Origin of the sequence: Rhodoligotrophos sp. CJ14, assembly GCF_038811545.1 — a bacterium.
Lineage (GTDB): Bacteria > Pseudomonadota > Alphaproteobacteria > Rhizobiales > Im1 > Rhodoligotrophos > Rhodoligotrophos ferricapiens.
Map to the genome: position 1 here is coordinate 969,192 of NZ_CP133319.1, position 14,509 is coordinate 983,700.

General features: G+C 61.7%; 13 protein-coding genes. 8 read left to right on the plus strand and 5 right to left on the minus strand.

The annotated features are described in order from the left end of the window. Positions 1 to 53 precede the first annotated feature (53 nt). The gene (locus RCF49_RS04450; RefSeq protein ID WP_342642841.1) at positions 54 to 803 is read left to right on the plus strand and encodes a DUF72 domain-containing protein; all 750 of its coding nucleotides are present in this window, start codon (positions 54 to 56) and stop codon (positions 801 to 803) included. A gap of 103 nt (positions 804 to 906) precedes the next feature. On the opposite strand, the gene RCF49_RS04455 is transcribed toward RCF49_RS04450, so the two are convergent. Further along, complete coding sequence (locus RCF49_RS04455; RefSeq protein WP_342642842.1) at positions 907 to 1,341, minus strand: GlcG/HbpS family heme-binding protein; 435 nt, start codon at positions 1,339 to 1,341, stop codon at positions 907 to 909. A 108-nt stretch (positions 1,342 to 1,449) separates the two neighbouring features. Then, positions 1,450 to 2,136 (minus strand): cation transporter, encoded by a 687-nt coding sequence (locus RCF49_RS04460; RefSeq protein WP_432807367.1) that lies wholly within the window; start codon positions 2,134 to 2,136, stop codon positions 1,450 to 1,452. Between the two features lie 42 nt (positions 2,137 to 2,178). Here RCF49_RS04460 and RCF49_RS04465 point away from each other — a divergent pair, with 42 nt between their 5' ends. The 5 genes from RCF49_RS04465 to RCF49_RS04485 all read left to right on the plus strand — a co-directional run bounded on the left by RCF49_RS04465 (position 2,179) and on the right by RCF49_RS04485 (position 6,464). Further along, positions 2,179 to 2,586 carry a MerR family transcriptional regulator gene (locus RCF49_RS04465; protein ID WP_342642843.1) on the plus strand — a complete coding sequence of 136 codons (408 nt, stop codon included), beginning with the start codon at positions 2,179 to 2,181 and terminating at the stop codon, positions 2,584 to 2,586. Positions 2,587 to 2,798: 212 nt separating this feature from the next. Continuing rightward, entirely contained in the window at positions 2,799 to 3,545 is a 747-nt protein-coding gene (gene aztA, locus RCF49_RS04470) for a zinc ABC transporter ATP-binding protein AztA (protein ID WP_342642844.1), read from the plus strand. Further along, positions 3,545 to 4,423 (plus strand): metal ABC transporter permease, encoded by an 879-nt coding sequence (locus RCF49_RS04475; RefSeq protein WP_432807389.1) that lies wholly within the window; start codon positions 3,545 to 3,547, stop codon positions 4,421 to 4,423. Before aztA ends, RCF49_RS04475 begins: the two co-directional genes overlap by 1 nt. A 10-nt stretch (positions 4,424 to 4,433) precedes the next feature. Next, on the plus strand, positions 4,434 to 5,387 hold the full coding sequence (locus tag RCF49_RS04480; RefSeq protein WP_342642846.1) for a metal ABC transporter substrate-binding protein: 954 nt from the start codon (positions 4,434 to 4,436) through the stop codon (positions 5,385 to 5,387). 12 nt (positions 5,388 to 5,399) lie between these two features. Then, positions 5,400 to 6,464: a nickel/cobalt transporter gene (locus RCF49_RS04485; RefSeq protein ID WP_342642847.1), complete on the plus strand. Its 1,065-nt coding sequence runs from the start codon at positions 5,400 to 5,402 to the stop codon at positions 6,462 to 6,464. 44 nt (positions 6,465 to 6,508) lie between these two features. Here the strand turns inward: RCF49_RS04485 and RCF49_RS04490 are convergent, their stop codons facing one another. From RCF49_RS04490 to RCF49_RS04500, 3 genes are all read right to left on the minus strand, one after another. Then, complete coding sequence (locus tag RCF49_RS04490; protein ID WP_342644118.1) at positions 6,509 to 6,877, minus strand: winged helix-turn-helix transcriptional regulator; 369 nt, start codon at positions 6,875 to 6,877, stop codon at positions 6,509 to 6,511. Between the two features lie 342 nt (positions 6,878 to 7,219). Beyond that, complete coding sequence (locus RCF49_RS04495) at positions 7,220 to 8,452, minus strand: winged helix-turn-helix domain-containing protein (protein ID WP_342642848.1); 1,233 nt, start codon at positions 8,450 to 8,452, stop codon at positions 7,220 to 7,222. A gap of 47 nt (positions 8,453 to 8,499) precedes the next feature. Next, the gene (locus tag RCF49_RS04500) at positions 8,500 to 8,979 is read right to left on the minus strand and encodes a DUF992 domain-containing protein (RefSeq protein WP_342642849.1); all 480 of its coding nucleotides are present in this window, start codon (positions 8,977 to 8,979) and stop codon (positions 8,500 to 8,502) included. A 257-nt stretch (positions 8,980 to 9,236) separates the two neighbouring features. On the opposite strand from RCF49_RS04500, the gene pepN reads away from it, so the two are divergent. Beyond that, a complete protein-coding gene (pepN, locus tag RCF49_RS04505) occupies positions 9,237 to 11,873 on the plus strand; it encodes an aminopeptidase N (RefSeq protein ID WP_342642850.1) in 2,637 nt (878 codons plus the stop codon). Positions 11,874 to 12,138: 265 nt separating this feature from the next. After that, the gene (locus RCF49_RS04510) at positions 12,139 to 14,466 is read left to right on the plus strand and encodes a PAS domain-containing sensor histidine kinase (RefSeq protein WP_342642851.1); all 2,328 of its coding nucleotides are present in this window, start codon (positions 12,139 to 12,141) and stop codon (positions 14,464 to 14,466) included. Positions 14,467 to 14,509: the final 43 nt, after the last annotated feature.

Genomic DNA, 14,509 nt, shown 5'->3' on the forward strand with positions numbered 1-14,509 from the left:
GCTAGGCTGCTTGACTGAGCACCCTCGATCACCTCTCCTTCAAGGAGCCTGCCATGACGCAACCGCGCCATCCCAAAATCCGCGTCGGAATCGGCGGCTGGACTTATGAGCCCTGGCGCGGCGTCTTTTATCCCGATGACCTGCCCCAGCGGCGCGAGCTGGAATATGCGAGCAGCAAGCTTACCACCATTGAGATCAATGGCACCTATTATGGCTCGCAAAAACCCGAGAGCTTCCGACGCTGGCGCGAGGAGACACCGGACGACTTTGTATTCTCGGTGAAGGGACCGCGCTTTGCGACGAACCGCCGGGTGCTGGCCGAGGCGGGCTCGTCGATCGAGCGCTTTTTCGCCAGTGGCGTGACCGAGCTGCGTGAGAAGCTTGGGCCGATCAATTGGCAGTTTCAGGCAACCAAGAAATTCGATCCCGCCGACCTCGAAGCCTTCCTGAAGCTTCTGCCCAAGAGCCAAGATGGCGTTGACTTGCGCCATGTGCTTGAACTTCGCAACGCCAGTTTCATGGTCCCGGACTGTCTGGATTTGCTGCGCGCCCACGGGGCGGCCGTCGTGCTCACCGATCACGAGACCTTTCCGAATTTCGAGGAAAGCCCGGCCGCTTTCACCTATGTGAGGCTGCAGCGCGCTTCCGAAACCGAACCGCTTGGCTATTCGGCTAAAGCCCTCGATGACATCGCCGAGCGCGCCCGCCGCTGGGCGGGCGACGGCGAGGTCTTCATTTATATGATCAACGGCTTCAAGCCCAAAGCGCCGGCCGCCGCCATGGGCTTGATCGAGCGGCTCTAATCCTGCCGCCGGGCTTACACCGGCCGCGCTGACCGCTGAAACGGATTCAACCCGTTGCGAAATTGAATCGGTTTCCGCCTCTAAGGTGTTGGTCAGCCATATCTTATGGCTGATAGCCTGTGGCCTCGTAAAACCGCTTGAGCGCGGCCTCGCCCACCTGCTGGTCCTCGGCGGCGGTTCCCGAGCTGATGCCGATCGCCCCGACCACCACCCCATCCGCGGTGACCGGCAGGCCGCCACCCACGATGCAGAAGCGCCCGCCATTGGTGTTATGGATGCCATAGCTTGGCTTACCCGGCACGCAGTTCTCGTTATAGACATGCGTGGCGCGCCGCGCCGTCGCGGCCGTGAACGCCTTGTCCATGGCAATGCTGATGCTTGCGGTCTTGCCCCCATTCATCCGCTCGAAGGCGATGAGATAGCCCGACTCATCCGCAACCGCGATGCACATGGGCACATTGATGGCGTTTGACGCCTCGACCGCTTCCTTGATGAGCAGCCGTGCATCTTCGATGGAAAGGCGCTTGATATCGAGCATGTGAGGAACCCCCGTCCGACTATTAGATGGAGGGGGCATGCTATCCGGATCGTGCCGGGGCACAACCGCTTTGCTGTCATGCGGATGGAACAGCGCCTCCTTTTGCGCTCAGGTCTGGAGCGGCTCGGCGCTCGCCGCAGCCCTGAACGACGACGGCACGCGCAGCTCGGCCCTGGCCTGTTTCATGATTTGCCACCCGCCGGCTATGGCAAGCACTGCCATGATCGAAGCGACCGCGAGATCGGGCCATGCCGTGCCTGTCCCGAACACACCAGCAGCAGCCGCGAGCACCGCCAGATTGCCGATGGCATCATTGCGCGAGCAGATCCAGACCGATCGCATATTCGCATCCCCCGCGCGGAAGCGGTAAAGCATCAGTGCCACGCCGACATTCGCAGCCAAGGCGAGAATGCCGACGGCCCCCATCGTTTCTGCTTGGGGGAGCGTACCCGCAACCGCATGCCAGATGGTCGAGCCGAGCACCACCGCGCCGAAGATCCCAAGCGAGAGGCCCTTGATGGACGCGGCGCGGGCGCGCCAGGCAAGCGCCAGCCCCGCAACGCTCAGGCTGATCGCGTAATTTGCCGCATCCCCCAGGAAGTCGATGGCATCGGCCTGGAGCGATGCCGAGCCCGATGCGAGCCCTGCGACCATTTCGGCCAAGAACATGCCGGCATTGATGATCAGGGCGAGCCAAAGCGCGCGCCGCCATTGTGGGCTGTTCAGTTCATTGATGGAGCAGGATTGAGCATCACCGCAGCAACCGGCCATATCGTCACCTTTCCATTCCGACATGGCATCCCATATGCACCCTGTAGTCACTTCAGGGTCAAGCCTATGGCACGGTTAACGATTGGTGATCTCGCACGGGCGACCGGCACGACAGTGGAGTCGATCCGCTACTACGAGCAGATCGGCATTCTGCCCGTGCCGGCGCGCACGGCTGGCAATTACCGGGCCTATGATGCCGGGCATTTGACACGGCTCAGCTTTATCCGCCGCGCGCGTGCGCTCGGCTTCTCGCTCTCGCAGATCCGCGAGCTGCTTGGGCTTGCCGATGACCGGGAGCGTTCCTGCGCGGAGGTCGACCTGATCGCCCGCGCCCATCTCGCAGAGATCGAGCACAAGATTGCCGATCTCAACGCTCTTCGTGACGAACTGGCCGGGATGATCGAGTGCTGCGCCCATAACACGGTGGCCGATTGCCGGATTCTGGAGGCGCTTGCGCCCCGTCCGGTCGACTGATCCGCATTGCGCCTGGACCCAGCCCAAGCGCTCGACTCTCCTGTTGAGCTTCGCAAAAAATCGGCGTATGGAAATGTTATGTTATATCAGAACAGACGATCGCCCCGCCTATCCGCTTTGCGCAGCTCCGTCTGGGACCGCCTCCTGGTCGCAGCCGCCGCGTGCCTTGGCTGCTGGGCACTAATCGCCTGGGCACTCGACTGGTGGTGAGCATGGCGGGACCAACCCTCAGGCTTGTCGACGTAACCCTCGCCTATGGGCGCCGCCCGGCCGTGCGCGGTGTCACCGGGACATTCGAAGCAGGTTCGCTGACCGCGATCGTCGGTCCCAACGGGGCTGGAAAATCCACACTGCTCAAGGGCATTATCGGCGCGCTGCGTCCAGAGCGCGGCCGGATCGAGATCGAAGGGGTGAAGCGGAGCGAGATCGCCTATCTCCCGCAATCCGCCGATCTTGACCGCAGTTTCCCCATCACTGTTCTCGATCTCGTTTCGCTGGGGACCTGGGCGCGAACCGGTATCTTCCGCCGGATCTTCGGCAGCGAGCTGGATCGGGTGATGACTGCGATTGAGGCTGTCGGCCTCGGTGGCCTGGAAGAGCGCACCATAGGCAGCCTCTCCGGGGGCCAGCTGCAGCGGGCCCTCTTTGCGCGCATGCTGCTGCAGGATGCGAAGCTCCTGCTGTTGGATGAGCCTTTCACCGCCATTGATAGCAAGACCACGGCGGACCTTCTCGACCTGGTCCACCGCTGGCACGGCGAGCAACGCACCGTCGTGGCCGTGCTGCATGACCTCGATCTCGTGCGCGAGCATTTCCCCCAAGCCCTCCTTCTCGCACGCGACCCCGTGAGCTGGGCCGAAACAGGCACCGTCCTGACCCCGGAAAACCTGCTTAATGCGCGGCGCATGTGCGAGGACTGGGATGATGAAATCGCATCGGGTTTGCGCAAGGTGGCATGATGAGCCTCGCCAGCCTGTTTGTGGACCCGTTTCTCGATTATGGTTTCATGCGCCGGGCGCTTGCCGGCTGCGTCGCTTTGAGCCTCAGTTCGGCGCCAATCGGTGTGCTCCTCGTGCTGCGGCGTATGAGCCTCGTGGGCGATGCCATGGCGCATGCCATTCTGCCGGGCGCAGCCGTAGGCTTCCTCGTGGCCGGGCTCTCTTTATTCGCCATGACCATTGGCGGGGTCATCACCGGGCTTGCCGTGGCGCTGCTCTCAGGACTGGTCTCGCGTGCAACCCCGATCCGTGAGGATGCCAGCTTTGCGGCCTTCTATCTCGTCTCACTTGGCGTAGGGGTGCTTCTCGTCTCGCTGCGCGGCTCCAATGTGGATCTTTTACACGTGCTGTTTGGCACCGTCCTGGCTCTTGATGATCCGGCACTGCTACTGATCGGGTCGATCTCCACCGCAACCCTTCTGTGCCTTGCCGTGATCTACCGGCCGCTGATCGTGGAATGTCTGGACCCGGGCTTTCTGCGCGTGGCTGGCGGCGGCGGACTGGTGGTTCACGCGACCTTTCTCACCCTCGTGGTTCTCAACCTGGTCGGCGGCTTCCACGCGCTCGGCACGCTTATGGTCGTAGGCCTGATGATGCTGCCCGCGACCGCCGCCCGCTTCTGGGCAGAAACAGTCATCGGCCAGATGCTGGTCGCAGTCTGCCTGGCTATACTCTCGAGCATTGCCGGGCTTCTGCTCTCCTATCACCAAAGCCTGCCGACCTCCCCCTCGATTATCCTGATCGCCGGCGCCTTCTACCTTGCCTCAATCGCCCTGGGCCGCCACGGCAGCCTCGCCCATTCGCTCTGGCATATGGTCCACGCCCCTCGCTTCCGTTGAGGAGACACCAATGGTGACAAGACGCACGCTCATTGCGGCTCTGCTTTCCGCCCCCCTTCTCGCCACTGTCCCATGGCCGGTCTCCGCCGAGGACGCACCGTTAAAAGTCGTGGCGAGCTTCTCGATCCTGGGCGACATGGCCAAGGAGATTGGCGGGACACACATTGAGGTGAAGACTTTGGTTGGCCCCGATGGCGATGCCCATGTCTATGAGCCGAGCCCCGCCGATGCCAAGGCGCTGGGCGAGGCAAAGCTGCTGATCGCCAATGGCCTCAATTTCGAACCCTGGTTGCCGCGCTTGGTCAAATCTTCGGGCTTCAAGGGCATTGAGGTTTTGGCCTCCGAGGGGGTTGCACCGCGCGAATTCTCCATGGCGGCCGACAGCGCCGACCATCATGACCATGATGAGACAAGCCATGACCATGATCACGGCTCCAACGACCCCCATGCTTGGCAGGACCTTGCCAATGGCGTGATCTACGTCAAGAACATCGCCGCAGCCCTCGCCAAGGCCGATCCCGACCACGCCGATCTCTATCGCAGCAACGCATCGCGCTATATGGCCGAACTCGAGACGCTCAACGCCAAACTCAAGGCGCAGTTTGCAGCAATCCCCGAAGCCGACCGGAAAGTCGTAACCTCTCATGATGCCTTCGGCTATTTCGGTAAGGCTTATGGCATAACCTTCCTCGCGCCGGCCGGCATGTCGACCGAGGCTGAGGCGTCCGCAGCCGACATCGCGCGCATCATCGATCAGATCCGCAGCGATCATATCAAGGCCGTCTTCGTTGAAAACATCACCAACACGCGCCTTATCGACCAGATCACGCGCGAGACGGGCGCGCGTGTCGGTGGCGCGCTGTTCTCCGATGCGCTATCCGCGGCTGATGGCCCTGCCCCAACTTACGTCAAGATGTTCGAATACAACGCCGCGGAATTGATCAAGGCGCTCGCCGGCAGCTGACGCAAGGATCACATGACCCGCTTCATCTCGGCTCTCTGTCTGCTGATATCTCTCCTTCTGGTCGGCCCTGCCCCGGCCAAGGCCAGCACCAGCGCTGCATCCCAGCATGTGGCTCAACTGGTGCCACCTCCCCAGATGAGCAAAGGATCGCCCTCAGGACAGCTCGGGCTTTGGCAGAGGACCGAGATCTGGCTGCGCACCACCCAGCAGAAATTCTACAGGCAGCTCACGCAATCACTGAAGGACCTGCGCGAGCATGGCAGCCTCGCCGCCGGCTGGAGCCTTGCGGTGGTGAGCTTCCTCTATGGCATCTTTCATGCGGCGGGTCCCGGTCACGGGAAGGCGGTGATCTCCGCCTATCTCCTTGCCAATGAGCGGCAGTTGAAGCGTGGGGTTGAGCTCGCCTTCCTGAGTTCGCTCTTCCAGGCCCTCTCGGCGATCATTCTCGTGAGCGCTCTCTTGCTGCTGACCAGGACCGTCTTCGGGTCCGCGCGCCTGATGGGCTATTACATGGAGCTTGCAAGCTATCTCCTGATCACGGGTATGGGCGCTGTGATGCTTCTGCGCGCGGTCAAGGGGGTGATGCCGCTGCCGCAGCCGGCGTTAGCCGGCGCGGTGATTGGCGGTGATCAGACGCACAGCCACTACCACAGTCATCACGGCCATGCTCATGATCATGGACCCGATTGTGGCTGCGGCCACCATCATCTGCCCACGCCCGCCGAAACCGATGGAGACTGGTCGCTCGGACGCGCCCTTGCCATCAGCCTGGCCGTCGGCGTCCGTCCCTGCTCAGGCGCGCTGATCGTGCTCATCTTCGCCAGCACGACCGGCATCTATCTCGCCGGCATCGGCGCGACATTCGCGATGGCGCTGGGCACGGCCATGACGGTGTCCGCCATCGCCGTGGTGGCGGTGACTTCGCGTGGCCTTGCCCTTCGCTTATCTCGAGGCTCTGACAGGATCTATCAACGGCTCACCGCGATGCTCGCCATTCTCGGAGGGCTCGCGCTGATCGCGATCGGCGCGATCCTGTTTCATGTCACGGTCACGACACCGGCCAATCCGCTGCTGTAGCAGTCGCCGGTCAAAAGAGCGTCAAGGAAGGAGCCTCAAGGGCGTCACGCGGCCTTACTCTCATCCACGCGCCCATCATACCGGCGCCGTGCCGCCTCGATATGGTGTTGATTGTCCTGCGCCCATTGCGTCAAGGCCCCGACTGGCTTGAGCAGGTCTTCACCAAGCGGTGTAAGCGCATAATCCACCCGGGGCGGAATGGTCGGATAGATCGTGCGGCTCACCAGCCCGTCCCTCTCGAGGCCGCGCAGGGTGAGGGTGAGCATCCGTTGAGAGATCCCGCCGATCCTGCGCCGCAGCTCATTGAAGCGCTGCGGACCGCCCCCCAGCATCACCACGACCAGCACTGACCACTTATCACCGACACGGTTGAGAACGTCGCTGATCGCGCGGCACGACTCGGGAAGATGCATGGTTCTGCGTGTCACCAAGAGATTACCTGGGCGGTTGAAAGATAGTTCCCTATTTAGCTCAAGTCACTCAAGGATACCAGCGCTTCACCAGCCTCAGAATTGAGGAATGCGAGACGTCAATCGAAGGTGCGAACAGCCGATCGAACTGAGGCGCCATATGTATCCACATAGCACCTCACAGTCGTTCTTAGAACGACACCACGCCAAACAGCATCAACAGGATCACCAATCCAAGAGGAACACCCAGCCACCAAAGCAGAATAGGCATTTTTCTCTCCATTTTCATAATGTTCTTCGAAGATTTAAATGCACATTATGGGATAAAGTTCCTGATCAACATGATCAGAGCGATGCATGTGCCCGGGACACGAGAGCACTGAGACCGCCCCTATCCTCGATGATCACCTCGGCAAGGCCGAGCCAGCTCGCCAGGCTGCGCAATTCCTGCGCAACCGCTGCCGCCATGACGCCCTGATCCGTATGGGGCTCGGCGTGAATGGCAAGCATCCTGAGTGCGCCGATCGCGCGGTCAGCCTTGAGGTCCACCCGGCCAACCAAGCGCTCACCAAGCAGAACCGGCAACACGTAATAGCCGTGAACCCGCTTATGGGCCGGCGTATAGATCTCCAGTCGATAATGGAAATCGAAGAGCCGCTGGGTCCGGTCACGCTCCCAGACGAGCGAGTCGAACGGGCTGAGCAGCGCCTGCGCCGCGATCCGGCGGGGCGACCGCGCCTCTGCGTGAAGGAAGGCGAGAGGACGCCAGCCCTCGATTGTCACGGGTATCAGGATGCCATCCTCGACGAGATCGCTGATCGCCTGGCGGGCCGGTGCGACATCCAGCCGGAAATAGTCGCGCAGGTCCCGCTCACCCCCGACCCCGAGCGCCCGCCCTGCAATATTGATCAGCGCGCGATGCGCATCGGGCAGGGAGGGGGAAGGTTGGGCTAGAATATCTGCCGGGATGACCCGTTCCGTAAGATCATAGACGCGCTCGAATCCGCGCCGAAAGGCTGTCGTGACGGAACCTGCCCAGAACAGGAATTCGAGCGCCTTCTTCCCGTCGCTCCATCCCCACCAGCCGCCCTCCCCGCGCGTTCCGTTCGAAAGCTCACCGGCACTCAATGGCCCTCGCGCGGCAACCTCTGCCCTTACCTCTTCGATATAGGTGCGGCGTTCGGCAGCAAAGCGGGCCAGTCCGCCATAGACGCCCTCACCTCGTGCGGCCGCTTCCATTCGCCAGCGGAGAAGTGGATGGAATTGGAGTGGGATGAGCGAGGCCTCATGCCCCCAATATTCGAACAGCTTGCGCTTGCGGCCATAGGCCAGTCTGTCGAGCAGGTCGGAGGGATAGGAGCCGAGCCTCGAGAAGGCCGGAAGATAATGTGACCGCACCAGGACATTGACACTGTCGATCTGGATGAGGCCGAGCCCGTCAATCAGTCGGGCAAGGACTTGTGCGCTTGGCGGGCTCTTGGGCCGTGGACGCGCAAAACCTTGCGCGGCGAGTGCGATTCGCCGCGCCTGCGCGATGCTCAAACTGTCTATAGCGGTGATGGAACCCGGTTTCAGCATGGACAGGGACCAGCATTACCGATCCCCGTCAACCGTCAAGCCGAGATTTACTGAGCCGGATGGAGCGTGAGCGAGGTGATGCCAGCGGCGACATTCAGACCGGTCTGGGCCTGAACGCTGACCGGCTGCAGAGCGATCGACTGCCCGGATCCGCCGATGAGCACATTGGCGCCGAGCCCGACCCCGGCAGTTGCCTGTCCCGACACACCGCTATAGCGGCCGGCAAGGGCCCCAGGTCCGGGATTGCTGGTGGGCGCGAACACGCCCCAGGCGATGATCGATTCACCGGTAAAGCCAAGGTCGACACCAAACTTGTCGATCGAGCCCGTATAGACCTCCCGGTAGCCAGGTCCGTCGAAAGTGCAGGTCAATGCTTTGGATGAGCCGAAGATGAAGCCGGCACCGCCTGCAACGTTGCAGGTGAGCATTCCGCTCTCAACGCGGTTTTGCGCCTCGGCACCCTGCCCGGTAAAAAGCACCGGCAGAGCGAGTACAGCGGCAAGGGTTGCTTTCCGGATCATGGTCATCAGTTAACTCCAGTAACGAAGCGATCGCGGCAGGACCACCGCGACGGCGGGATCAATACGCCTAAGCTTGAATAAGGTCCACCTCTTCGACACTTAAACGTTTCGGGGACGAAAAGGTTGCGCCAAATGCGGTTAACAACCTGTACGCCGGCCGGTATGGACAGGCAGGTTGCCCGGCTGCTAACTCAACGAAGCCTGGGTGATTTGCATCCGGCTTAAACTGGGTGGAGGCAGCCACGCGTACCGAAACACCACCAATGATCAGGCTGGCGGACTATCGAGAGCCTGACTTCTTCATCGACGAGGTCTGGTTGGATGTGAGGCTCCATCCGACGGACACTCATGTTCGGTCGCGCTTAGCGATCCGGCCCAATCCTGTCATGGGCGAAGCGCCGCTCGAACTCGACGGCGAGAAGCTCACGCTGCATGCGGTTTCTATTGACGGCGAGGCTTTGTCGCCAACCGACTACACCCTCAATCCGGAACGTCTGATCATCCATAAGCCTCCCCGGCAACCCTTCACGTTGGAGGTGGAGACGACCTGCGATCCGGAGGCCAATACCGAACTCTCCGGCCTCTATCGCTCGAACGGCATATACTGCACGCAATGCGAGGCCGAGGGCTTTCGCAGGATCACCTATTTCATCGATCGGCCTGATATTCTTGCCACGTTCACAACCCGCATCGAGGCCGAACAGGCCGATGCCCCCGTGCTTCTCTCAAATGGCAATCCGGTCGAAGCAGCTCTTTTGGAGAATGGCCGGCCTTTTGCCGTCTGGCATGATCCTTATCCCAAACCCTGCTACTTGTTCGCCCTCGTCGCCGGCACGCTCGCCCATGTCGAAGATCACTTCACGACCGCCTCAGGCCGTGAGGTGATCCTGCGCATCTATGTGGAGCCCGGCAAGGAGGATCGCTGCGCCTGGGCCATGGACAGCCTGAAGCGCGCCATGCGCTGGGACGAAGAGGCGTTCGGCCGCGAATACGACCTCGACATGTTCATGATCGTCGCCGTCCCCGATTTCAACATGGGCGCGATGGAGAACAAGGGCCTCAACATCTTCAATGACAAATACATTCTCGCCCGGCCGGACACGGCGACCGATGCCGACTATGCGCATATTGAGAGCATCATCGCCCACGAATATTTCCACAACTGGACCGGCAACCGCGTCACCTGCCGCGACTGGTTTCAGCTTTGCCTCAAAGAAGGCCTGACTGTCTTTCGCGACCAGGAATTCACAACCGCGACCCGCTCCGGCATCGCCAAGCGGATCGCCGATGTGCGCCTGCTGCGCAGCCAGCAATTTCCGGAGGATGCGGGCCCCTTAGCTCACCCGGTCCGGCCGTCGCAATATATGGAGATCAACAACTTCTATACCGCGACCGTTTACGAGAAGGGGGCTGAGATCATCCGAATGCTGCGCGCACTGATCGGCCGAGACGCCTTCCGCAGCGGCATGGATCTCTACTTCGCCCGCCATGATGGCCAGGCTGCGACCGTCGAGCAGTTTCTCGCCTGCATGGCCGATGCGTCGGGCCGCGATCTCGGTCAGTTTCAGAGGTGGTACGAGCAGGCCGGCACCCCTGAGGTGACCATTGCCACGGCCTATGATCCGGCGGCGCGGACGTTCACGATCAACGCCGGCCAGGCAACCCGTCCGACACCGGACCAATCGGTGAAGCAGCCCCTGGTGATCCCCCTCGCTCTGGGCCTCGTTGATGCAAGCGGTGGCGATATGCCGTTGCGCACGGCTTCCGGCACGAACACGCCGAACCTGCTTGAGCTTAGCGAGCCCGCGCAAAGCTGGACCTTTATCGATATTGACGAGCGCCCGGTCCCTTCCCTCAATCGCGGCTTCTCCGCCCCCATACGCCTGAAGACCGATCTTTCAGACGCTGATTGGCTGTTCCTGATGGGGCATGACCCGGATCCCTTCAATCGGTGGGAAGCCGGCCAGATCTATGCCAAGCGGCTGCTCCTGTCCTTAACCCAAGCCTGTGTGGAGGGCCGGCGGCTATGGGATGCGTCGGATTATTCTGAGGCTTTGCGGTCAAGTCTGCGCGCCTCTTCCCTGACCGCACAGCTCAAGGCGGAACTTCTCAATCTTCCCAGCGAGCCTGATCTTGCAAGCGAGATCGGAAGGAATGTCGAGCCGGTCGCCATCCATGCCGCACGCCAGCATCTCGCGGCCTATCTCGGCCGCACCCTCAGGGAGGATCTGGAGGAGGCCTACCAAACGGGCGCCGTGCCAGGGCCATACACCCCCGATCCAGACAGCGCTGGCCGTCGCAGCCTGCGTGCCGCTGCCTTGACCCTGCTTGCCGCCGGTAATCGCGATGAGGGTGCAAGGCTCGCCCTTGATCAGTTCCGCGCCGGCAGCAACATGACTGAGATATTCTCGGGGCTGGCCGTTCTGGCTCGGCTGGATTGCCTGCAACGCGATGAGGCTCTGGCCGAGTTCTATGAGCGCGCGAAAGGTGACCATCTCCTTGTGGATAAGTGGCTGAGCTTGCATGCGCTCGGCCCCTTTCCCTCGACCATTGCGCGGGTACGCCGGCTTATGGAGCATCCGGCATTCTCTCTGCGCAAGCCGAACAAGGTCCGCGCTTTGATCGGCACATTTGCGGCTGCGAACCCGGTGGCCTTCAACGACCGCTCGGGCCAGGGCTACCAGCTGCTGGCCGACATTCTCGTGGCGCTCGATCCCATCAATCCGCAGGTTGCCGCACGTATCGCCGGCAATTTCAAGAGCTGGCGCATGCTGGAGCCCAACCGGCAGCGCCTTGCGGGCAGTGAGATCGACCGCGTGCGCTCATCCAGCAATCTCTCCCGCGATCTGACTGAAATCCTATCGATGATTGCAAGTAACCCCTTGCCTGCTATGGATTAATTAACCTATGCGTGTATAATGTTCGCCTACCATCCGTTGTAGCACCCCCCTCCAATCACCAGATCCCTCGGGCGAGCCTGGACCATCGCCATACCCCAATGAGGCCCTGTGTCGGCCGGGAGGGACGATCCTGTCTTGAGTAGCATGCTGTCTGTGCACCAATACTGGACAAATCAGCGCCCGTTCGAATCAATAAGGGATCTGATTCGAAGTGCGAGCGCTCGAGGCGTACGGGGCTGTTCGGGGCGGCTGTGGGGATCCGACGTTGGCTAAGGCGCATATAGGAGAGCTGTTTGCGAAGGAGCGCGTCCTGCGCTTGCCCTTCATCGCAAGCCGCTGGACCGGGCTTGCCATCTCGGAACGCGCCCTGCGTGTGCTCGTGACGAGCCTCATCGGGCTCTTCATGCTGACCTTGGGCTCGGCGATTGCGGTACATCTTCTGGACGCGCGCGAAGCAACCATCGCCGAGCATAAGCGGGCCTCGGTCCTTCAGGCCGATCTTGTCCATTCGCTGCTGCAGCCTTTCCTGCGCGACGAATTGCAGAAATCGGGCATGCCCCGTCAGCTCGGCGACTCCGACTTGCGCCGGTTCCTGTCGGAAGACGCAACCACCAACGGACGGATCTTTGCCCTCGCCACCGGTGCCGGCGAGATCATATCGGTCTCTCCCGACATTGGCTCGCTCAAGGGCCGCAAGCTGCGTGACATCTTCCCATCCTCGGTGCTCTACCAGTCCGGCAATCTCGGCGACGACATGAACGCAGTCACCATGCCGAGTGGTGAGGAAGTCTTCGTCACCCTGCGCGACCTCGATCCCTATCCAGCCGTGATCGCGGTCATGCAGTCACGTGGCGCCATGCTGTCGAGCTGGAATTCGAGCGCGCTGCGGCTCATGTCGCTGTTCATCGCGACGGTATCGGTGGTCGCATTGATCGGCGCAGCCTTCCATTGGCAGTCGGCCCGCGCCGCGGAAGCAGACAACACGCTCGCGATCGCCACGGAGCGGCTCGACAAGGCCCTCGACCGGGCCCGCTGCGGCTTGTGGGATTGGGATATCGCGCGCGGCCACATTTTCTGGTCTCAGTCCATGTTCGATATTCTCGGGCTGGAGCCGCGCGGAGACCTCCTCTCCTACGCCATCGTTGCCGATCTGCTGCATCCCGAAGACAAGCAGATGGACAAGCTGGTCGACGATCTCCTCACCTCGGGCCGCAAATCCGTCGACCAGGAGTTTCGGATGCGCCATACCGATGGCCACTGGGTGTGGCTCAGGGTGCGCGCCGAACTGGCAAGCAGCCCCGGCGAGGTGGGCCCCCATCTCATTGGCATCGCCATTGACATCACCGAGCAGAAGCTGGCCGACAAGGCCAACCAGGAGGCAGAACTCCGGCTGCGCGACGCGATCGAGAATATCTCCGAGGCCTTCGTACTCTGGGATTCTGACAACCGGCTGGTCATGTGCAACAGCAAATACCAGCAGTTCCACAACCTGCCCGCCAGCGTCTGCGTCACCGGCACCCCTTACGACGCGGTCGCCAAGGCCGCCAAGGAGCCCGTGGTGCGCCAGCGTTTGCCCGTCGGCAATATCGATCCCTCGGAAGGCAGCACATTCGAGGTGCAGCTCGAGGACAGCCGCTGGCTGCAGATCAACGAGCGCCGCACGAAAGACGGCGGCTTTGTTTCGGTCGGCACCGACATCACCTCGCTCAAGCAGCATGAAGAGCGGCTGATGGATTCCGAGCGCGAGCTGATGAACACGGTCCGCGACTTGCAGAAATCCCGCCTGGCGCTCGAGCAGCAATCACAGCGCCTGGCGGAGCTTGCCGAAAAATATGCTCAGGAGAAGGGCCGCGCAGAGGCGGCCAACCGCTCCAAGTCCGAGTTCCTGGCCAATATGAGCCATGAGCTGCGCACGCCGCTCAATGCTATTATCGGCTTCAGCGAGGTGATGGAGCGGGAGATGCTCGGCCCGATCGGCACCAAGCGCTACACGGAATATGCAACCGACATCCACCGCAGCGGGCAATATCTTTTGGACGTGATCAGCGACATTCTCGACATGTCCAAGATCGAGGCCGGACGAATGCCGCTCGAGATCAAGCCCTGCGATGTGGGCGTCATTCTTGAGGATTCCCTGCGGATCATATCGGCGCGCGCGGCGGAAGAGAATGTCTCGATTATCCGCGCCTTCCCGGAACGTTTGCCGGTCACCGGCGACAAGCGTGCATTGAAGCAGGTCATGATCAACCTCCTGGCCAATGCCGTCAAATTCACACCGGCCGGGGGCAGCGTTACCATCGCCGCGGAAGACCGCGGTCGCGAAGTTGCCATTGTCATCGCCGATACGGGGATCGGCATTCCAAGGCAAGCGATCGACAAGCTGGGTCGACCCTTTGAGCAGGTCGAGAACCAGCTCACCAAGACGAAGAGTGGCTCAGGGCTGGGCCTCGCCATTTCGAAATCGCTGATCGAGCTCCATGGCGGTTCGATCAAGATCGACAGCACCGAGGGCAAGGGCACGACCGTGACGGTCTTTTTGCCGAGCAACGCCGCACGCGCGCATGAGGCTATGCTCAAGGGCGCCGTGGCATAACGCACGACATCTTTTGACAAACCAGGGGTGAGGATCGGCGGCT